At 71.6% G+C, this 18,525-nt stretch carries 17 protein-coding genes and 1 pseudogene; 13 read left to right on the forward strand and 5 right to left on the reverse strand.

Annotation, left to right across the window (positions count from 1 at the left end; all coding sequences use genetic code 11):
- Positions 1-141: 141 nt before the first annotated feature.
- The 8 genes from GWK25_RS36290 (at position 142) to thpD (ending at position 8,058) form a co-directional block, all read left to right on the forward strand.
- A complete protein-coding gene (locus tag GWK25_RS36290) occupies positions 142-1,524 on the forward strand; it encodes an alanine racemase (protein ID WP_215455729.1) in 1,383 nt (460 codons plus the stop codon).
- Positions 1,521-2,543 (forward strand): holo-ACP synthase, encoded by a 1,023-nt coding sequence (locus GWK25_RS36295; protein ID WP_251829198.1) that lies wholly within the window; start codon positions 1,521-1,523, stop codon positions 2,541-2,543. Before GWK25_RS36290 ends, GWK25_RS36295 begins: the two co-directional genes overlap by 4 nt.
- Entirely contained in the window at positions 2,543-4,264 is a 1,722-nt protein-coding gene (locus GWK25_RS36300; protein ID WP_215455730.1) for a class I adenylate-forming enzyme family protein, read from the forward strand. The genes GWK25_RS36295 and GWK25_RS36300 overlap by 1 nt, the downstream gene beginning before the upstream one ends.
- A gap of 83 nt (positions 4,265-4,347) precedes the next feature.
- Positions 4,348-4,650, forward strand: a complete 303-nt coding sequence (locus GWK25_RS36305; protein ID WP_215455731.1) for a phosphopantetheine-binding protein — start codon at positions 4,348-4,350, stop codon at positions 4,648-4,650.
- A complete protein-coding gene (gene ectB / locus GWK25_RS36310) occupies positions 4,647-5,918 on the forward strand; it encodes a diaminobutyrate--2-oxoglutarate transaminase (RefSeq protein WP_215455732.1) in 1,272 nt (423 codons plus the stop codon). Before GWK25_RS36305 ends, ectB begins: the two co-directional genes overlap by 4 nt.
- A gap of 129 nt (positions 5,919-6,047) precedes the next feature.
- On the forward strand, positions 6,048-6,476 hold the full coding sequence (locus GWK25_RS36315) for an ectoine synthase (protein ID WP_215455733.1): 429 nt from the start codon (positions 6,048-6,050) through the stop codon (positions 6,474-6,476).
- A complete protein-coding gene (gene ectA, locus GWK25_RS36320) occupies positions 6,473-7,162 on the forward strand; it encodes a diaminobutyrate acetyltransferase (RefSeq protein WP_308404404.1) in 690 nt (229 codons plus the stop codon). The genes GWK25_RS36315 and ectA overlap by 4 nt, the downstream gene beginning before the upstream one ends.
- Positions 7,159-8,058 carry an ectoine hydroxylase gene (gene thpD, locus GWK25_RS36325; protein WP_215455734.1) on the forward strand — a complete coding sequence of 300 codons (900 nt, stop codon included), beginning with the start codon at positions 7,159-7,161 and terminating at the stop codon, positions 8,056-8,058. Before ectA ends, thpD begins: the two co-directional genes overlap by 4 nt.
- Before the next feature lie 80 nt (positions 8,059-8,138).
- On the opposite strand, the gene GWK25_RS36330 is transcribed toward thpD, so the two are convergent.
- Complete coding sequence (locus GWK25_RS36330) at positions 8,139-9,134, reverse strand: GlxA family transcriptional regulator (protein WP_251830572.1); 996 nt, start codon at positions 9,132-9,134, stop codon at positions 8,139-8,141.
- A 76-nt stretch (positions 9,135-9,210) separates the two neighbouring features.
- Here GWK25_RS36330 and GWK25_RS36335 point away from each other — a divergent pair, with 76 nt between their 5' ends.
- Complete coding sequence (locus tag GWK25_RS36335) at positions 9,211-10,593, forward strand: MFS transporter (protein ID WP_215455736.1); 1,383 nt, start codon at positions 9,211-9,213, stop codon at positions 10,591-10,593.
- Positions 10,594-10,635: 42 nt separating this feature from the next.
- Positions 10,636-10,938 carry a hypothetical protein gene (locus tag GWK25_RS36340; RefSeq protein ID WP_215455737.1) on the forward strand — a complete coding sequence of 101 codons (303 nt, stop codon included), beginning with the start codon at positions 10,636-10,638 and terminating at the stop codon, positions 10,936-10,938.
- A 112-nt stretch (positions 10,939-11,050) separates the two neighbouring features.
- On the opposite strand, the gene GWK25_RS36345 is transcribed toward GWK25_RS36340, so the two are convergent.
- On the reverse strand, positions 11,051-12,007 hold the full coding sequence (locus tag GWK25_RS36345) for a GlxA family transcriptional regulator (protein WP_215455738.1): 957 nt from the start codon (positions 12,005-12,007) through the stop codon (positions 11,051-11,053).
- A 143-nt stretch (positions 12,008-12,150) separates the two neighbouring features.
- On the opposite strand from GWK25_RS36345, the gene GWK25_RS36350 reads away from it, so the two are divergent.
- Positions 12,151-12,690, forward strand: coding sequence for a protease (locus tag GWK25_RS36350; RefSeq protein WP_215455739.1), 540 nt, complete (start codon positions 12,151-12,153; stop codon positions 12,688-12,690).
- 71 nt (positions 12,691-12,761) lie between these two features.
- Positions 12,762-13,262, forward strand: a complete 501-nt coding sequence (locus tag GWK25_RS36355; RefSeq protein ID WP_215455740.1) for a levansucrase — start codon at positions 12,762-12,764, stop codon at positions 13,260-13,262.
- Between the two features lie 89 nt (positions 13,263-13,351).
- On the opposite strand, the pseudogene GWK25_RS36360 reads toward GWK25_RS36355, so the two are convergent.
- From GWK25_RS36360 to GWK25_RS36370, 3 genes and pseudogenes are all read right to left on the reverse strand, one after another.
- A pseudogene (locus tag GWK25_RS36360) lies at positions 13,352-13,813 on the reverse strand (hypothetical protein); the annotation flags it as partial.
- A 170-nt stretch (positions 13,814-13,983) separates the two neighbouring features.
- Positions 13,984-15,471 (reverse strand): MFS transporter, encoded by a 1,488-nt coding sequence (locus GWK25_RS36365; RefSeq protein WP_215455741.1) that lies wholly within the window; start codon positions 15,469-15,471, stop codon positions 13,984-13,986.
- Positions 15,472-15,529: 58 nt separating this feature from the next.
- Complete coding sequence (locus GWK25_RS36370) at positions 15,530-16,867, reverse strand: DUF445 domain-containing protein (protein WP_215455742.1); 1,338 nt, start codon at positions 16,865-16,867, stop codon at positions 15,530-15,532.
- A 238-nt stretch (positions 16,868-17,105) separates the two neighbouring features.
- Here GWK25_RS36370 and GWK25_RS36375 point away from each other — a divergent pair, with 238 nt between their 5' ends.
- Positions 17,106-18,431 (forward strand): SGNH/GDSL hydrolase family protein, encoded by a 1,326-nt coding sequence (locus GWK25_RS36375; protein ID WP_215455743.1) that lies wholly within the window; start codon positions 17,106-17,108, stop codon positions 18,429-18,431.
- Positions 18,432-18,525: the final 94 nt, after the last annotated feature.

Raw genomic sequence — 18,525 nt, forward strand, 5'->3', positions numbered from 1 at the left:
GGCGGTCATGGCGTTCGCGACATCCCAGGGACCTGTTCGTCATACACAGGACGACGACTCCGGCTGGCAGTGAACCGCACCAGCGGGGGCCGGAAAACCCAGGAAGGGAATTTCGTGAGTGCAGTGAGTGCAGTGCGTACAGTGAGTGCACAGCGCGTCCAAGTACAGGGAAAATCGTTCGGAGAGCTGGCCGAGGAATTCGGTACGCCGTTGTTCGTCTACGACGCGGACGTGCTGGAGGGGACCTTTCGCGAACTGCGCGGTCTCCTGCCCGAGTCCGTCGACATCTTCTTCTCGCTCAAGGCCAACCCGAACATCAGCGTGTGCGCCTTCCTCGGCGCGCGGGGAGCGGGCGCCGAGGTCTCCTCGTACGCCGAACTCGTCACCGCGCTGCGGGCCGGCGTGGCGCCGGAGGACATCATCTTCCTCGGGCCGGGGAAGGACCTGCGGGAGCTGACGGCCTGTGTCGAGGCCGGGATCCACGCGGTGGTGTGTGAATCGCTGGAGGAGCTACGGCAGTTGGACCGGCTCGCGGCCGAAGCCGACGCCGAAGCCGAGGCTGTCGCCGACGCCCGAGCGTTCGCCGACCGCAGGGTTCCCGTGGTGCTGCGGGTGAATCCCGCCTTCAGCGCCAAGGGGTCCGGGCTCGCCATGGGTGGCAAACCCCGGCAGTTCGGCATCGACGAGGAGGAACTGCGCGGCGCCAAGAGCGAGTTGGCGGAGTTGCGCAACGTCCGGGTGCGGGGCGTCCACGCGTACATGGGGACCCGGTTCCTGCACCACGAGGACGTGGTCCGCAACACCCGCGAGGTGCTGGCCGCCGCCGAGGATCTGGCGGGGCTGCTCGGATTCCCGCTGGAGACCGTGGACTTCGGCGGTGGTCTGGGGGTCGCCTACTTCGACAACGAGGACGACCTCGACCTGACCGCCCTCGGCGCGGGCATGCGTGCCGCGATCGCGCCGTTCGCCGCGCGCAACCCCGGGTGCCGACTGATCATCGAGCTGGGACGCTTCCTCACCGCGACGGCCGGCACGTACGTCGTACGCGCCCGGTACGTGAAGGAGTCCAGGGGTGAGACGTTCGTCGTCGCGGACGGCGGGACGAATCACCACATGGCGGCCGTCGGGGTCGGAAGCTTCGTCAAACGGAACTTTCCCGTCGTCCATCTGGGACCGGTACAGGGACAGGGACAGGGACAGACAGAGGGACCGGAACAGGGACAGGCACCGGGTCCGGCGTCCGAGGCGCCTCTGCGGCGCTACACCCTCACCGGCCCCCTCTGTACGCCGAACGACGTGGTCGCCAAGAAGGTGGAGCTGCCCGAGGTGCGGCCCGGGGACCTGTTGGGGGTCCAGCGTTCGGGGGCGTACGGGCCGACCGCGTCACCGGGGCTCTTCCTGAGCCACGGCTATCCGGCCGAGGTACTCGTCCACCGCGGCCGCGCGCATCTGGTCCGGGAGCGGGACACCACCGAGGACCTGCTCGCCAAGCAGCGGCTCGTCGACTTCGACGGGATGCCTTGAGCCTGCGGATCGGCGTCGACGTCCTCGACCGTGAGGAGCTCCGCGCCTTGCTCGGCCGACCGTGGTTCCTGCGGTTCGCCTACGCCCCCGAGGAGACCGCGCTCGCCGACGCGATGGGGGCCGAGCGGCGGCTGGAGTTCCTGGCCGGGCGGTTCGCCGCCAAGGAGGCGGTGCTCAAGGTGCTGGGCACCGGGATGCTCCAAGGCGTCGCGCCGTACGAGATCTGCGTGGACCGGGACACCGACGGGGCGCCCTTCGTCCGGTTCCGGGGGCGGGCGGCGCGGTGGGGGCCGCCGGAGATCTCCCTGTCCATCACGCACAAGCAGAACGTCGTCGCGGCGGTCGCCATCGCCCTGCCCGGCGCGGCCTGCGGATGCGACGACTACCCCACCGAAAGTGCCATCGACAGAGAGGAGTTCGCCATCATGTCGCCCACGGCGGACAGCGACGAGGACCACCACCGCAGCGCGGAGCGGCACTCGGAGCACCACACCACGGCCTTCCTGCGCGTACGGATCGGGCAGGAGGAGGCCCACTACGGCGGCGGGCTGGTCGACGGCGCCCGGATCCTGCGGCTCTTCGGGGATCTGGTCACCGAGATCACCGTACGGACGGACAGCGACGAGGGGTTGCTCTCCGAGTACTCGGAGATCCGCTTCACCGCGCCCGTGCACCCCGGCGACTACATCGAGGCGAGCGGCCGTCTCGTGCGCAGCACCCGGTTGCGTCGGATCGTCGAGCTACAGGCCCACAAGGTGATCGCCGCGAAACCCGGTGCCGGTGCCGGTGCCGGTGACAGCTCGGCCGAGGTTCTCGACGAACCCCAGCTCGTCTGCGCGGCCACGGCCACGACGGTGGTGCCGATGAGAAGGGCCGCGAGGAGGCGTGGGAGGGGCGTGGTCATGGCCGCGAGCGCCCCCAGCGCAGAGACCGGCCCCGCCACCGCAGCCACGGCCGACACCTCCGCCGCCGGCGCCACCACCACAGCCGCCGCGGCCACCGCGACGAGGGAGCAGTGATGCCCGCAGAGTCCCAGCAGTTCCCGGCCCCGCCGACGCACTTCCCCCACCCCCTCCCCCATCACCTCCCCAACGCCCTCCCCCACCACCTCCACCAGCTCCTCGATCTGGCCGCCGAGCGGGACCCCCGGGCCGCCGCCCTGAGCACGAGCGGCGGTGGTGTTCTCTCCTACGGCGAACTGGCTAAGGCCAGTGCGCGGTTGGCCGGGCGGCTTCGGCGGGAGGGTGTGCGCCGGGGTGACCGCCTGGTCGTGAAGGCGGCGGACGGGCTCGGCGTGGCGACGCTGGTGTACGCGGCGTCCCGCATCGGGGCGGTGTTCAGCGTGCTGCACGAGGAGGTGCGCGGCGGCCCGTTGGAGCACGTGCTCGGCGACTGCGAGCCTCGTGTCCTCGTCTCCGACGACCCGAAGGCCCTCCGCACCGCGGCCGGGGCCGGCGTGACGGCCGTACGGATCGAGGATCTCGTACGGTCGGCTCGGGACCCGCAGTCGCCCTGCGCCGACGCCACCGGCACGCCGCACACCCCCACGTCACACCCCTCCGACGGCCCTCTTCCCCTCACGACCGACGGCCCCACCACCGACGACCCCGCTCCCCTCACGACCGACCCCGTGAGCCTCATCTACACCTCAGGCACCACCGCGCTGCCGAAGGCCGTCGTGAGCACCCACCAGCAGGTGTTGTTCGCGGTGTCGGCGATCCAGTCGTGCCTCGGATACCGGGCCGACGACGTCGTGTACTGCCCGCTGCCCCTCTCCTTCGACTACGGCCTCTACCAGCTCTACCTCTGCGCGCTGAGCGGCGCCCGACTGCATCTCGGCACCGTCGCGGAGTCGGGCCCGCCGCTGCTGCGGAGTCTGGAGGAGAGCGGGGCCACCGTGCTGCCGGGGGTGCCGTCCGTGGCCGACCGGCTGGCGTGGCTGTTGCGGCGCGGCTCCGGCGGGGCGGCGGGCGGCCGGCTGCCGAGGCTACGGCTGCTCACCAACACCGGGGCGGCACTGTCGGAGACCACCATGGCCGCACTGCGCGGCGCCCTGCCGGGGCTGCGGATCCAGGTGATGTACGGCCTCACGGAGTGCAAGCGCACCGCGATCATGCCACCCGACGGCGATCTCGCCCGGCCCGGCTCGTGCGGTCTGCCGCTTCCCGGCACCGAGGTGTTCGTCGTCGGGGACGACGGCGAACGGTTGCCGGCCGGGGAGATCGGTCAGTTCGTGGTGCGCGGACCGCATGTGATGGCCGGCTACTGGCGGCGCCCCGACCTGACCGCCGAGCGCTTCCCGCGCGCGGAGGGGCTCTTCCCCGAACTGCGCACCGGCGACTACGGCAGGCAGGACGAGGAGGGCTACCTGTACTTCTCCGGGCGCCGCGACGACCTCTACAAGGAGCGTGGCTTCCGGCTCAGCGCCACCGAGGTCGAGGCCGCGGCGTCCCGTGTCGAGGGCGTCGTGTCGGCCGCCGTCCTGCCTCCCGACGGGCAGCGGTCCGCCGTGCTCGCCGTGGTCGCTGACCTGCCGGCCGAGGCCGTGCGCGAGCGCATGCGCGACCTGATCGAGCCCTTCAAGATCCCGCGTCGCTGCGTACGCCTCGACGCGCTCCCCGTGAACGGGAACGGAAAGGTCGACCGGAAGGCCCTGGCCACCCTGGTCGCCTCGCCCGACCCGTTCACCACCCCGGCGCCGACTCCGGCCCCCGCCACGCCCACGGCCCCGGTTCCCTGAGCGCCCTCTCCCCCGCCTACGCCCCCGACCCCAGCAACCGACCAACCCGCCAACCCCACCAACCCCACCCCGAAGGACTCGCAATGGATCGTCAGAACGTCGTCGCCGCGCTGGAAAACGCCCTCACCCACGTCCTCGAACGCCCCGTCACCGGTCTCCACGGCGACATCCGGCTCTTCGACGACCTGCACCTGGACTCCACGACGATGCTGGAGATGCTGATGGCCCTGGAGGACTCCCTGGGGCTGGTCGTCGACCCGGAGGAGCTGGACGCGGACGACTTCGTCTCCGTGGACACCTTCACCGACTTCGTCCTCGCCTCAAATGTCACCTCGGACGTCACCTCGGGCGTCACGTCGGGCATCCCCGAGCAGGCCGCCGTATGACCATCGCCCCGCCCGACCTGAGCGTCTTCGAGACCCTGGAGTCGGAGGTCCGAAGCTACTGCCGGGGCTGGCCCACCGTCTTCGACCGGGCCCGGGGCAGCCGGCTGTACGACGAGGACGGCCACCCGTACCTGGACTTCTTCGCGGGCGCCGGTTCCCTCAACTACGGGCACAACAACCCCGTACTGAAGCGGGCTCTGCTCGACCACCTGGAGCGGGACGGGGTCACCCAGGGCCTCGACATGGCGACCACCGCCAAGCGGACGTTCCTGGAGACGTTCCAGCACCTCGTACTCCGGCCGCGCGACCTGCCGTACAAGGTCATGTTCCCGGGGCCGACCGGCACCAACGCGGTGGAGGCCGCGCTGAAGCTGGCGCGGAAGGTGAAGGGCCGTGAGGCGGTCGTCTCCTTCACCAACGCCTTCCACGGCATGTCGCTCGGCGCACTCGCCGTCACCGGCAACGCCTTCAAGCGGGCGGGAGCGGGAGTGCCCCTGGCGCACGCCGTGCGGCTGCCGTACGACAGTTACCTCGACGGCTCCACGGATGGCGCTCCCGAACTCCGCTGGTTCGAGCGGCTGTTGGCGGACCGGGGCTCGGGGCTGGACGTGCCCGCCGCCGTGATCGTCGAGACCGTGCAGGGCGAGGGCGGGGTCAACGTCGCCCGTCCCGAGTGGCTGCGCGCGCTGGCCGCACTGTGCGAGCGGCACGACATGCTGCTCGTCGTCGACGACATCCAGATGGGCTGCGGACGGACCGGTGCCTTCTTCTCGTTCGAGGAGGCGGGCATCACGCCCGACATCGTCACCCTCTCCAAGTCCATCAGCGGGTACGGCCTGCCGATGTCGCTGACGCTGTGCAGGCCGGAGCTGGACGTCTGGGAGCCGGGCGAGCACAACGGCACCTTCCGCGGCAACAACCCCGCGTTCGTCACCGCGTCCGCCGCGCTCGCCGCGTACTGGGCCGACGACCAGACCGAGAAGCAGACCCTCGCCCGCGGCGAACAGGTCGAGCGGGCGCTGCTCGCCCTCGTCGAGGAGCACCCGGACGCCGTCCACCGGGGGCGCGGTCTGGTCTGGGGCGTCGAGTTCACCGACCGGGGCCGGGCCTCGGCCGTCTGCCGCCGTGCTTTCGAACTCGGGCTGCTATTGGAGACCTCGGGCCCCGAGGACGAGGTCGTGAAGCTGCTGCCGCCCCTGACCGTCACCGCCGACGAACTGGACGAGGGCCTGCGCGTCCTGGCCCGAGCCGTCCGCGAGACCGCCTGACCACGGCGACCCACCTTCCACACCGACCACGAACCCGCCTCATCACCAACCCGCCTGACCACCAACCCGCCTGACCACCAACCTGCCTGACCACCAACCCGCCTGACCACCGAAAGGGCTGAACTCACCGTGATCGTCCGATCGTTCAAGGACATCGAGAACACCGACCGTCATGTGAAGGCGAAGTCGGGCACCTGGGAGAGCAAACGCATCGTGCTCGCCAAGGAGCGGGTCGGCTTCTCCCTGCACGAGACCACCGTCTACGCCGGCACCGAGACGACCATGTGGTACGCCCACCACATCGAGGCCGTGCTGTGCGTGGCGGGCGAGTCCGAGCTCACCAACGAGGAGACCGGCGAGAAGCACTGGATCACTCCGGGCACGATGTACCTCCTCGACGGCCATGAGCGGCACACGCTCCGGCCGCGGACGGACTCCCGATACGTCTGTGTCTTCAACCCGCCGGTGACCGGCGCCGAGGACCACGACGCGACCGGCGCGTACCCGCTGCCGACCGAGGCACCCGCCCTGACCGCCGAGGGGGTGGGCCGGCCGTGACCAGCTCCATCGCCCCCCGGACCGACGCGGAGAACGCCACCCGGACCGACGCGCAGAACACCGACCGGGCTCCCGCCGAGAAGTCCGCCCCGGCCACCACCACCCCCGAACCGACCCGCCGGGCCGTCTTCCGCGAGCCCCGCCCCGAAGACGGCTTCGCAGTCTGGGAGTTGGTGAAGAACACGCCCGGGCTGGACACCAACAGCCCCTACTCCTACGTCCTGTGGTTCCGGGACTACGCCGACTGCTCGCTGCTCGCCACCGTGAACGGTGAGATCGTCGGCTTCCTCACCGGCTACCGGCGTCCGGACGAGCCCGATACGTACTTCGTCTGGCAGACGGCCGTCAGCCCCCGGCACGGCGTCCCGTTCCTGGGCGTACGGCTCTTCGAGGCCGCGGCCGAGCGACAGCGCGAGCGCGGTGCACGCCATGTCGAGGCCACCGTGTCCGCCGACAACAAGGCCATCCTCATGGTCCTCAAGCAGTACGCCCGCAAGCGGTCGGCCGAGGTCACCGAACGCGTGCTGTTCCCGGCCGCGTGGCTCGGCGAGGGCCACCACGACGAGGTCCTGCACCGCATCGGCCCCCTCACCCCCCTCACAACCGAAACCACCGGTACCACCGGCACCTCCGACACCACCGACACCACCACCCACCCCTCGCACCGTTCGAAGGAGCAGGCATGACGACCGCCCTCACCCGCACCGACCGCTACCCGACCCGTGTCACCGGCGAGGCCGTCACCCAGCCGCGCGTCGACCCGACCGTGTGGGGCACCCGGGAGGGGCCGCTGACCCGGCGCGAACTGGAGCGCTACGAGGCCGACGGCTTCCACGTCTTCGACAACCTGCTGAGCGAGCAGGAGGTCCAGCTCTACCGTGCGGAACTCCGGCGGCTGAGCGAGGACCCGGCGATCCTGGCGGGCGACCGCGTGGTGCTGGAGCCGGACTCCGACCGCCTCCGTTCCGTGTTCGAGGTGGAGAAGGTCAGCGAGGTCTTCGCCGATCTGCTCGCCTCGCCCCGGCTGACGGACGTGGCCCGGCAGGTGCTGGGCTCGGAGGTGTACGTCCACCAGAGCCGCGTCAACTACAAGCCCGGCTTCGGCGGCGCCCAGTTCGACTGGCACTCGGACTTCGAGACCTGGCACGCCGAGGACGGTATGCCGAGGCCGCGCGCCTTCAGCGTGTCGATCGCGCTGAGCGAGAACTACGAGTTCAACGGGCCGCTCATGGTCATGCCGGGGACGCACCGCACGTTCGTGCCCTCGGTCGGCGAGACACCCCCCGACTTCCACAAGGAGTCGCTGCGGGTGCACCGGATCACCGTGGGCTCCCCCGGCCCCGAGCACCTGACGCGGATGGCCCAGGAGCACGGGATCCGGCAGATCGCCGGGCCCGCCGGGTCCGCGGTGATGTTCGACTCCAACCTGATGCACGGCTCGAACGGCAACATCACCCCGTTCGCGCGGTCCAACATCTTCATCGTCTACAACAGCGTGGAGAACACCCTGGAGGAGCCGTACGCGGCCCCCGTGCCCCGCCCGCAGCACCTGGGCAACCGGGAGTTCCCGCGCGGCATGTGACCGACGGCGCGACCGTACGGCGGCGGCACGACCGTACGACCATGGGGCGGCCCCTCCTCGAAGGGGCCGCCCCCTCGGCGTCACGTCGCCCGGAACGTCGTCCGGTACGCGCTCGGGGACGTGCCCAGCGTCTCCTGGAAGTGCCGGCGCAGGTTGGCCGCCGTGCCGAGGCCCGTGCGGGCCGCGATCTGGTCGACCGGCAGGTCCGACTCTTCCAGCAACTCCCTTGCCCGCTCGACGCGTTGCTGGGTCAGCCAGTTCATGGGGGTCGTCCCCACCTCGTCGCGGAACCGCCGGTTGAAGTTGCGCACGCTCATCGCCTCCCGTGCCGCCAACTGCCCCAGGGTCACGGGTTCGTGGAGGTGCCGCAGCGCCCACTCCCGGGCTGCGGAGGTGGCGGGCGCCGCGAGGGCGGGCACGGGGCGGCGTACGTACTGGACCTGGCCGCCCTCGCGGTGCAGCGGCACGACCGTACGGCGGGCCACGTCACCCGCGACGGTCGTGCCGTGGTCGCGGCGGATCATGTGCAGGCACAGGTCGATGCCGGAGGCGCAGCCGGCGGAGGTCAGGACGTCACCGCCGTCGGTGTAGAGGACGTCCGGGTCCAGCTCGACCCGGGGGAACAGGCGGGCGAACAGGTCGGTGTACCGCCAGTGCGTGGTGGCCGTGTGGCCGTCGAGCAGTCCGGCGGAGGCGAGGACGAAGGCTCCGGTGCAGATGGAGGCGATCCGGGTGCCGGGGCGGATCCGGGCGAGGGCGTCCGCGAGCGGCGCGGTGAGGTCTGGGGTGTCCTGGACGTAGTCGTCGTGGGAGGACAGGACGATGACGGTGTCCGCCTCGGCCAACGCCTCCGGGCCGTACGGGACGTTGACCGTGAAGTCACCGTCCGTACGGGTGGCACCGGCTCGCAGCCCGCACGTGACGACCTCGTACAGCGGCTCGCCCTCCGCCGTCGCCCCCTCCCGGGCCTGCCCGAACAGCTGGTGCACGATTCCCAGTTCGATGGGCAGGAGCATCTGACGAGCCAGTACGGCGACACGATGGCGTCCCGGATGGGCGAAGACAGGCATGGCCATAGTCATGGCCACATTCTTGCGCACCTGGTCCATCTGGCCACTCGCAGGGGCGGGTCCCGGCCGACAGGCTGGGCATATGGCTGAGCTGACGACCCCCCGGAACCGCCAGGACGACGACGGCACCACGCCCCGCGACCACGACGACGGCACCACGCCCCGCGCGCACGACGACAGCACCACGCCCCGCGACCACCATGACGGCAACGCCCCCCGCCTCCACCGCGCCTGGGCCGTGGCCCTCGCCGCCGGGGCCGCCATCGTCACCGCCGGGGCCTTCACCACCGTTCCCGGGCTGCTGGTGACCCCGCTGCACGAGAGCTACGGCTGGGACCGGGGCCAGATCGCCCTCGCCGCCTCGGTGAACATGGTGCTGTTCGGCCTCACGGCCCCCTTCGCCGCCGCGCTGATGGACCGGGTCGGCATCCGGCGCGTGGTCGTCGGCGCCCTGCTGCTCGTCACGGCGGGCGCGCTGCTCACCAGCGTGATGGCCCAGCCCTGGCAACTGACCGCGTACTGGGGCGTGTTGATCGGCCTGGGCAGCGGATGCCTCACCATGACGTTCGCGGCGAGCATCACGGGCAACTGGTTCGAGCGGCGGCGCGGCCTGGTCACCGGAGTGCTCAGTTCCTCCAGCCACCTGGGGCAGCTCCTCTTCCTGCCGCTGCTCGCCTGGGGGGTCGACCGGCACGGCTGGCGCCCGCCGGTGGTGACGCTCGCGTTCGTCGCCCTCGCGGTGGCCGCCCTCGTCCTCCTGCTGCTACGCGACCACCCGGCGGACGTGCGCGCGAAGCCGTACGGGGCGACGGAGTTCGTACCGAAGCCGCCGCCGGCGTCGGGGGCGGCACAGCGCGCCCTGAAGGTGCTGTTCGACGCCGCACGGACCGGGCCGTTCTGGGTCCTGGCCGGGATGTTCGTCATCTGCGGCGCCTCCACCAACGGGATCATGTGGAGCAACTGGGCCCCGGCCGCCCACGACCACGGCATGCGCGCCACGGCCGCCGCGTCGCTGCTCTCCCTGATCGGCGTGTTCTCCGCGCTGGGCGCGGTCTTCTCCGGCTGGCTCACCGACCGCTTCGACCCGAGCCGCCTGCTGTCCGCGTACTTCGCGGTCCGCGCGCTGACCCTGCTGGCGCTGCCGATGGTGTTCTCGTCCACCGTCACCCCCACCATGGTCGCCTTCGTCGTCATCTACGGCCTCGTCGACGTCGCCACCGTCCCGCCGGTCATCGCCCTCAGCGACCGCGTCTACGGCGAGGACGGCCCGATCGTCTTCGGCTGGGTCAACTCCGCCCACCAACTCGGCGCGGGTGCCTCCGCGTTCCTCGGCGCCACGGCCCGTGATCTCTTCGGCGCGTACGACATCGTCTGGACCGGCCTCAGCGCGGTCTGTCTGGCCGCAGCCCTGCTGGCCGTGGCCGTACGGGGGCCTCGGGGCGCCCGGCGGTCGGCGGCGCAGTAGCCTCGGGCGCGACGGACCTGGCACAGGACGCGGGAGGCAGTGATGGCGAGGGTTCCGACGGCGGCGGTGGCCGCGAGCGGGCTCATCGGCGGGTACGGGGTGGCTCGCTGGACGAAGAAGCGGCCGCTGGGCGGGGCGGTGCTCGCGGTGGCGGGCGCCGCGGCGGCCCAGCAGTGGCAGAAGGCGGCGGGCGGCAAGGCCGCGGGGGCGCTGACCGCCGGGTACGTGGCCGCGTTCGCCGGGTCACATCCGCTGGCGAAGAAGGTGGGGGCCTGGCCGGCGGTGTTCGGGGTCGCCGGGGTGGTGGCGCTGGCGTCCTGGGCGGTGGCCGACCGGAAGGGGTAGCCGCCCCCGGAAGGGTAGCCGTGCCCGGAAGAGGGGTGGGGAGTCCGGCCGGTCGGGGGCTGCGGGTCGTCCGTGGTTGCTCGCGCGGTTCCCCGCGCCCCTTACGGGGCGCTCACGAACGCTCCCCCCGGAACGCCCTCCGGTACGCGTACGGGCTCGTTCCCACCACCCGCTTGAAGCGGTCGCGGAAGGCCGTCGGGGAGCCGAAGCCCGCCTGGGTCGCGATGCGGTCGACGGTGTGGTCGGTGGACTCCAGCAGGTACTGGGCCCGACGAACCCTCGCCCGGTGCAGCCACTGCAAGGGCGTCGTGCCCGTCTGTTCGCGGAAGCGGCGGTTCAGCGTGCGGGTGCTGGTGCCGGCGTGGAGGGCGATGTCGTCCAGGGTCAGATCCCGCTCCACGTTCTGCTCCAGCCAGCGCAGCAGGGGCTCCATGGCGGCGCCGGCGGGCGCCGGGGGCTGGTCCTGCACGATGAACTGCGCCTGGCCGCCCTCCCGTTCGAGGGGCATCACACACATCCGCGCGGTGAACGCGGCGACCGCCGAGCCGTGGTCCTTGCGGATCATGTGCAGGCACATGTCCATGGCCGCGGCGGCGCCCGCCGAGGTGAGGAACTGGCCGTTGTCGACGTAGAGGACGTTCGGGTCGACGGTGACCTCCGGGTGACGGGCCGCCAGGTCGGGGGCCGCGATCCAGTGCGTGGTGGCGCGCAGCCCGTCCAGCAGCCCCGTCGCGGCGAAGAGGAACGCGCCCACGCAGATCGACGCGATCCGCGTCCCGCTCGCCGCCGCGGCGTGCAGCGCCTCCGTGACCCCCGGCGGCAACGGCAGGGTCGGGTCGGCCGTCCCCGGCAGGATGATGGTGTCCGCCTCGGCCAGCGCCTCCAGCCCGTACGGCGCGCGGACGCTGAACGGCCCCGCCCGCACCACCCCGTCCCCCGCCGCCGAACAGACCCGCACCCGGTAGGCCTCCCGCCCGTCCGGCAGCCGCGCCCAGCCGAAGGTGTCGACGGGAGCCGACATGTCGAAGGGGATCACGTCGTCGAGCGCCAGTACGGCCACGGTGTGCATGGCGGGAGCGTAGGCCCGCACCGGGTTCCGGCCAACAGATCCCGGACTTCTCCCACGCTGCCGTGCCGTCCTTGGCGGGAATCCGTTGAGGCATGGCAATCCAGCCACTCCTCCGCGATCTTTCCCCGCCCTACCGTTCCCCTGTGACCAAGTTCCTTCTCTCCCTCCACGTGCTCGCCGCGATCATCGCCGTCGGGCCCGTCACCGTCGCGGCCAGCATGTTCCCGCCGAGCGCCCGCAAGGCGCTGGCCGAACCCGACAGCGAGCGGGCGGTGTCGGCCGTACGGCTGCTGCACCGGATCTGCCGGGTGTACGGCGGCGTTGGCATCGCGGTGCCCGTGCTCGGGTTCGCCACGGCGCTGAGCATGGGGGTGCTGAAAGACGCCTGGCTGATCGTGTCGATGCTGCTGACCGCCCTCGCGGCGATGGTCCTGCTGGCGCTGGTGCTGCCCCGGCAGGAGGAGATCCTGGAGGGACTCGGCGGCACCGCCGTCGGCACCGGCACCGTCACCGGACCCGCGGCCGGAACCGGCACCGTCACCGGACCCGCGGCCGGAACCGGCACCGTCACCGGACCCGCGGCCACCGCCCGACTCGCCATGTTCACCGGCGTGTTCAACCTGCTCTGGGCGACCGTCACGGTCCTCATGATCGTGCGACCCGGTTCGACCACCGGAGCCTGACGTCCCGGAGCCTGACGTCCCGAAGCCGCCCCCGCTTCACACGCGCCCACCGGCGGGTGCATGATCCGGCCATGCATCCTCAGCAGACGCCCTCCCAGACCTACCTCGCCTCCGTGGCCGCCCGTCTCGCCGCCGACGGGTGCCGTACCTGGTGGGAGGAGTGGGCCGGGGTGCCCGTGCTCGTCGGGCGCCGGGCCGACTTCCGGTGGAGCTGGATGGGGACGAAGCTGCACCTGTTCACGGTCGCGGCGGCCGTCCAGGAGATAACCATCCCGACCATCGAGACCTTCACCGACCAGGTGCTGACGTACGCGAAGAAGACCAAGGGCGGTCTGCCGGCCGGGATCCAGAACGGCATCGGCGCGTTCCCGGTCCTGGTCAGCGACCGGGTGGACCCGGCGGCCGTCCGCTGGGCCGAGGCCCAGCAGCGCAACAAGTGGGCGTGCATGGCCCGCCCCGTGGTGGTCGACAGCACCCAGCAGTACGTGGGCTCGTACCGCGGCACCCCGGCCATCGGCCTCGCCTACTCGTCGTTCTTCGAGCAGAAGGCCCGGCAGTACTTCTACGGCTGACGGGCGCCCGGACGGCGGCCCGGCGGTACTCCTACGGCTGACGGGCGCCCGGGCGGCGGCTGCTCGGCGAACCGGGCGGTGACCGGACCGTCCTGGGACCGGCTGTGGATCAGCCACCGCTCGTCCACCGGATCCGTCCGGAACCGGCGTGCCACCGAGGACGCGACCAGCACCCACGCACCGAGCACCAGCGTGAAGAAGGCCCAGGACAGAGGCCATACGTCCGCGTCAGGAGGCTCGGGAGGTGCGTGGAAGGCCACGTACATCAGGGCCGACGGCGGCACGGCGACCAGGAGCAGCGGCCAGGCCAGGGCGTCCCGGTGGCCGAAGTAGGCCGCGAGGAGCAGCAGGACGAGGGCGAGGACGGCGACGCCCGTGACGGTCACGGGCGTCGTCTCCGTGAGGGAGCCCTCCAGTTCGGGGCGGTCGCGAAGATCCCAGGGCAGGCACAGGCGGTACGCGGCCGCGGCGAGCGCGGCGCCGAGCAGGCGGGTCAGCCAGCGTTCCGGCCAGGGGCGCGTGCGCAGGGGGCGGAGCAGCTTCTCGGTCATGCGTACGAGGTTTCCCGGCCGACCGCCCGCCCCGACAGAGTACGGATACTCAGTCCGCCTGAGCCACACAGCCGACCGCGCCCCCGAAAGGGGCGCGGGGAACTGCGCGACCAGCCACGACGGCGCGGCAGACGACCGACCGCCTGGCCGACCCCGACTCCCCCTGCCTCTCAGCGGAGCGCTTTCGCCGACAACGGCTCCGCGACGTCCTCCAGCGACCGTCGCTCCGCCCGCACCGCGAGGAACGCCGCCACCAGGCCCGCCGCACACATCAGGGCCGCGCCGATCTGGAACGCGAGGACCGTGTCGGCGACGACACCGGACTCCGTCAGCTCGGCGAAGAGCAGCGGCCCGCTGATACCGCCGGCCGCCGTGCCGATGGCGTAGAAGAAGGCGATGGCCATGGCCCTGGTCTCCATGGGGAAGACCTCGGAGACGGTGAGATAGGCACTGCTCGCCCCCGCCGAGGCGAAGAACAGCACCACGCACCAGCAGGCCGTCAGGGTCACCGCGTCGAGCGAACCCCGGTCGAAGAGCCAGGCCGTGCCGAAGAGCAGCACCCCGGAGAGCAGATACGTCCCGGAGATCATGATCCGGCGGCCGACCGTGTCGAACAGTTTGCCGAGCAGCAGCGGGCCCATGAAGTTGCCGGCGGCGATGCAGGCGAAGTAGTAGCCGGTGTCGGAGGTCGGGACGTCGAAGAACGTCGTGAGGATCGCACCGAAACCGAAGGTGATCGCGTTGTAGAGGAACGCCTGTCCGATGAAGAGGGAGAAGCCGAGGACGGCACGGCGGCGATAGCGGGAGAAGACCGTACGGGCGATCAGGCCGAAGCCGACACCGCCGCGCTGATGGATCGTCATCTCCCGGTCGGCCGACGGCAGCGGGCGCCCCTTCTCCTCCTCCACCTGTCCCTCCACCTCCGCGACCAGCCGTTCGGCCTCCTGTTCCCGGCCGTGGATCAGCAGCCACCGCGGACTCTCGGGGACGTTCCGGCGCACCAGCAGGATCACCAGACCCAGCACCACACCGAGGGCGAAGGTCAGCCGCCAGCCGACGTTCGCCGGGAAGAGGTCGGTGTTCAGCGCGACGATCGACAGCAGCGACCCGCCGATCGCGCCGAGCCAGAAGCTGCCGTTGATGACGATGTCGACGCGGCCCCGGTACTTGGACGGGATCAGCTCGTCGATCGCCGAGTTGATGGCCGCGTACTCGCCGCCGATGCCGAAGCCGGTGAGGAAGCGGAAGAGGAAGAACCACCAGGTGGAGAAGGAGACCGCCGTCAGCGCGGTCGCCGCCAGATAGACCACCAGCGTCACCATGAACAGCTTCTTGCGGCCGAACCGGTCGGTCATGTGGCCGAAGAAAAGAGCGCCCGCACAGGCGCCCGCGACATACAGGGCAGCCGCTATGCCCGTGACCTGCGCGGACGTGATCGGCAGCCCGCTGCCCTCCTCGGAGAGCCGGCCCGCGATATTGCCGACGACGGTCACTTCCAGACCGTCGAGGATCCACACGGTGCCGAGTCCGATCACGATCGTCCAGTGCCAGCGCGACCAGGGCAGCCGGTCCAGGCGCGCCGGAACGGAGGTGGTGATCACTCCCGGTGATCCCGGTGATGCCGGTGATCCCGGTGACTTCGGGGCGGTGACGGACATGGGTGCGGGCTCCCTCCACATCGAGCGAACTCGCCCCGAGTGCCCTGCCGGAGAGCGGTTACGCCCCCAGCGCCCGCGACACCGTGTAGATCAGCAGCCCGGCCAGCGAACCGACCACCGTGCCGTTGATCCGGATGAACTGCAGGTCACGGCCGATGTTGGCCTCGATCTTCTTCGTGGTGTGCTCGGCGTCCCAGCTCGCGACGGTCTCGGTGATCAGGGAGGTGATCTCGGCGCGGTAGGTGGTGACGACGTGCACGGCCGCGCCCTCGACCCACTTGTCCACCTTCGCCTGCGCGCTCGGCTCGGTGGCCATCCGCGTCCCCAGCGACAGCAGGGACGCGCGCACCCGCAGCCGCAGCTCGCTGCGCTCGTCCTCGGCGGCGGACACGATCATCGCCCGTACGGCCGTCCACGCGGAGGCGATCAGATCCTGGACCTCGCCCCGGCCCAGCACCTCGCCCTTCAGCCGCTCCACCCGCGCCCGGGTCTCCGTGTCGGACTGCAGGTCGGTGGCGAAGTCGGTGAGGAAACGGTCCAGGGCGCCGCGCGCCGGGTGCGTGGGCGAGTCGCGCATCTCGGTGGCGAAGCGCAGCAGTTCCTTGTAGACGCGCTCGCCGACCTTGCGGTCCACGAACCGGGGGGTCCAGCCCGGGGCGCCGCCCTCGACGGCGTCCATGACCTGGGTGTCGTGCAGGACCAGCCAGTCGTGGGCGCGGGTGCAGATCAGGTCGACGACCCGGCGGTGGCCGCCGTCGGTGACGACCCGCTCCAGCATCTTGCCGATGCCGGGCGCGATCTCCTGGGCGCCCGCCCGCCGGGTGATCGCCTCCCCGACCACGGCCTGGACGTCCGAGTCGCGCAGCACGGTCAGCGCGCCACGCAGGGCGGTCGCCAGTTCGGCCGTCACCCGGTCGGCGTTCTGCGGCTCGGCGAGCCACGCGCCGAGCCGGCTGCCGATGCCGACGGCCCGCAGCCGCTGCCGTACGACGTCCTGGGAGAGGAAGTTCTCGCCGACGAACTCACCCAGGGACACGCCCAGTTGGTCCTTCTTGGTGGGGATGATCGCGGTGTGCGGGATGGGCAGCCCGAGCGGATGCCGGAACAGCGCGGTCACGGCGAACCAGTCGGCCAGCGCGCCCACCATGCCCGCCTCGGCCGCCGCCGCGACATAGCCGGCCCAGGCGCCCGCGCCCTCGTGCGCGGCCCACTTGGCCAGCACGTAGACCAGCGCCACGAAGAGCAGCAGTCCGGCCGCGATGAGCTTCATCTGCCGGACGCCGCGCTGCTTCTCCTCGTCGGCGGCGCTGAACGTGGTCATGGTGCGGTGCGAGGCGCGCGGCCCGGCGCCCGCCGCCGCCCCGGGTCGCGCTTCTTCCGCTTTCGTACGGTCCATTCACTCCACCCGTTCCCTGTCCCCCGTACACATTGTCCCGTTTCCCGTCTCTTCACCGCTCGGTGACGTGACGTGGACTACTCCAAGACCGACTCCCGGAACGGAACAGGAGTTCCCCGCGTCTGTCCGGGCGGGGGAACCGATGGGGGTTCTCGCAAGCAGCCCCCATCCCATGACGCATCATGGGGTGATCACATCGGAGCCCTGGGGCTCCACAGCCCGAGGAGTCACACACCGCATGACCAAGCAGCACGGTTATGCACTTCTGGCGGCCATCGCCGCCCTGATCGTGGCCGTCTCGGCCGCGATATACGTCGGCGTCGGCATCGACGACGGCACCCCGCGGCAGGAGACCTTCGCCCGCGCGCCCCACAACAGCGCCGCCCCCGCCTCCACCGGCGTCTGGGTCGGCGCCTGGGCCGCGTCGCCGAGCGGGTCGGAGCCGGGCACCGAGCGGGACGGACTCGCCGGCCGCTCGGTGCGCAACGTGGTGCACACGACCGCCGCCGGTACGAGTGCCCGCGTCACCCTGTCCAATCTCTACAGCCAGCAGCCGCTGACCATCAGTCACGCCTCGCTCGCCGTCGCCGCTTCGAGCGACACCCCGGCCGCGGCGGCCGAGACCATGCGCCGCCTCACCTTCGCCGGCAACCCGACGGTCGTCATCGCGGCCGGCCGGCAGGTGGTGAGCGACGCCGTACGGGTGCCGATCCCGCACGACAGCGACGTACTGATCACCACCTACTCCCCGACCCCCTCCGGCCCGGCGACCTACCACGCGCACGCGCGGCAGATCTCCTACACCGCCGAGGGCGACCAGGTCGCGGACGTCACCGGTGAGCCGTACACCACACAGACACTGCACTGGCGGTACGTCACCGCCCTGGACGTGCTGAGCAACGAGTCCGAGGGCACGGTCGTGGTCCTCGGCGACTCGCTCACCGACGGGGTCAGCTCCACCGTCAACGAGAACCGGCGCTGGACGGACGTCCTCTCCGGACGGATCCGCGCGGCCGCCGGCTCCTCCGACACGCCCCGCTACAGCGTCGTCAACGAGGGCATCAGCGGCAACCGCGTCCTGACCGACGGCAACGGACGGCCCGCCGAGAACCCCAGCGGCCTCTCCCGCTTCCAGCGCGACGTGCTCGGCCGTACGGGTGTCAGGGCCGTCGTCATCGACCTCGGCGTCAACGACATCCTGAGGAACCCCGGCCGGGCCGACCCCGTGGCCATCACCGACGGCCTCCGCCGGCTCGTCGAGCAGGCGCACGCGCGGGGCCTGCGCGTCGTCGGCGCCACCCTCATGCCGTTCCACGGCCACCGCGGCTACACCGACCAGCGCGAGTCCGTCCGCCAGGCCGTCAACGCCACCATCCGCTCCGGCGACGTGTACGACGCCTACGTCGACTTCGACAAGGCCCTGCGCGACCCGTACGACCCCCGCAGCCTGCGCCCCGACTACGACTCGGGCGACCACCTGCACCCCAGCGACAAGGGCTACGAGCGCATGGCGGAGGTCTTCGACCTGGAACAACTGAAGGGGTCGGCACCGGCGAAGCTGTGACTGTCACAGCGATACGGGAGGGGGCGCCCCGTCAGGGGCGCGGGGAACTGCGCGAGCGGCCACGGCGCGCCCGCACCCGGCAGGCGGCCTAGTC

It is taken from the genome of Streptomyces sp. ATCC 21386 (assembly GCF_018728545.1).
In the GTDB taxonomy this organism is placed as follows: domain Bacteria; phylum Actinomycetota; class Actinomycetes; order Streptomycetales; family Streptomycetaceae; genus Streptomyces.

Excerpts from the sequence above, each read along its gene's own strand:
- GWK25_RS36300 (WP_215455730.1), top strand. The coding sequence starts at position 2,543 with ATGCCCGCAGAGTCCCAGCAGTTCCCGGCCCCGCCGACGCACTTCCCC.
- GWK25_RS36305 (WP_215455731.1), top strand. The coding sequence starts at position 4,348 with ATGGATCGTCAGAACGTCGTCGCCGCGCTGGAAAACGCCCTCACCCAC.
- ectB (WP_215455732.1), top strand. The coding sequence starts at position 4,647 with ATGACCATCGCCCCGCCCGACCTGAGCGTCTTCGAGACCCTGGAGTCG.
- thpD (WP_215455734.1), top strand. The coding sequence starts at position 7,159 with ATGACGACCGCCCTCACCCGCACCGACCGCTACCCGACCCGTGTCACC.
- GWK25_RS36330 (WP_251830572.1), bottom strand. The coding sequence starts at position 9,134 with ATGGCCATGCCTGTCTTCGCCCATCCGGGACGCCATCGTGTCGCCGTA.
- GWK25_RS36335 (WP_215455736.1), top strand. The coding sequence starts at position 9,211 with ATGGCTGAGCTGACGACCCCCCGGAACCGCCAGGACGACGACGGCACC.
- GWK25_RS36340 (WP_215455737.1), top strand. The coding sequence starts at position 10,636 with ATGGCGAGGGTTCCGACGGCGGCGGTGGCCGCGAGCGGGCTCATCGGC.
- GWK25_RS36345 (WP_215455738.1), bottom strand. The coding sequence starts at position 12,007 with ATGCACACCGTGGCCGTACTGGCGCTCGACGACGTGATCCCCTTCGAC.
- GWK25_RS36355 (WP_215455740.1), top strand. The coding sequence starts at position 12,762 with ATGCATCCTCAGCAGACGCCCTCCCAGACCTACCTCGCCTCCGTGGCC.
- GWK25_RS36365 (WP_215455741.1), bottom strand. The coding sequence starts at position 15,471 with ATGTCCGTCACCGCCCCGAAGTCACCGGGATCACCGGCATCACCGGGA.
- GWK25_RS36370 (WP_215455742.1), bottom strand. The coding sequence starts at position 16,867 with ATGGACCGTACGAAAGCGGAAGAAGCGCGACCCGGGGCGGCGGCGGGC.
- GWK25_RS36375 (WP_215455743.1), top strand. The coding sequence starts at position 17,106 with ATGACCAAGCAGCACGGTTATGCACTTCTGGCGGCCATCGCCGCCCTG.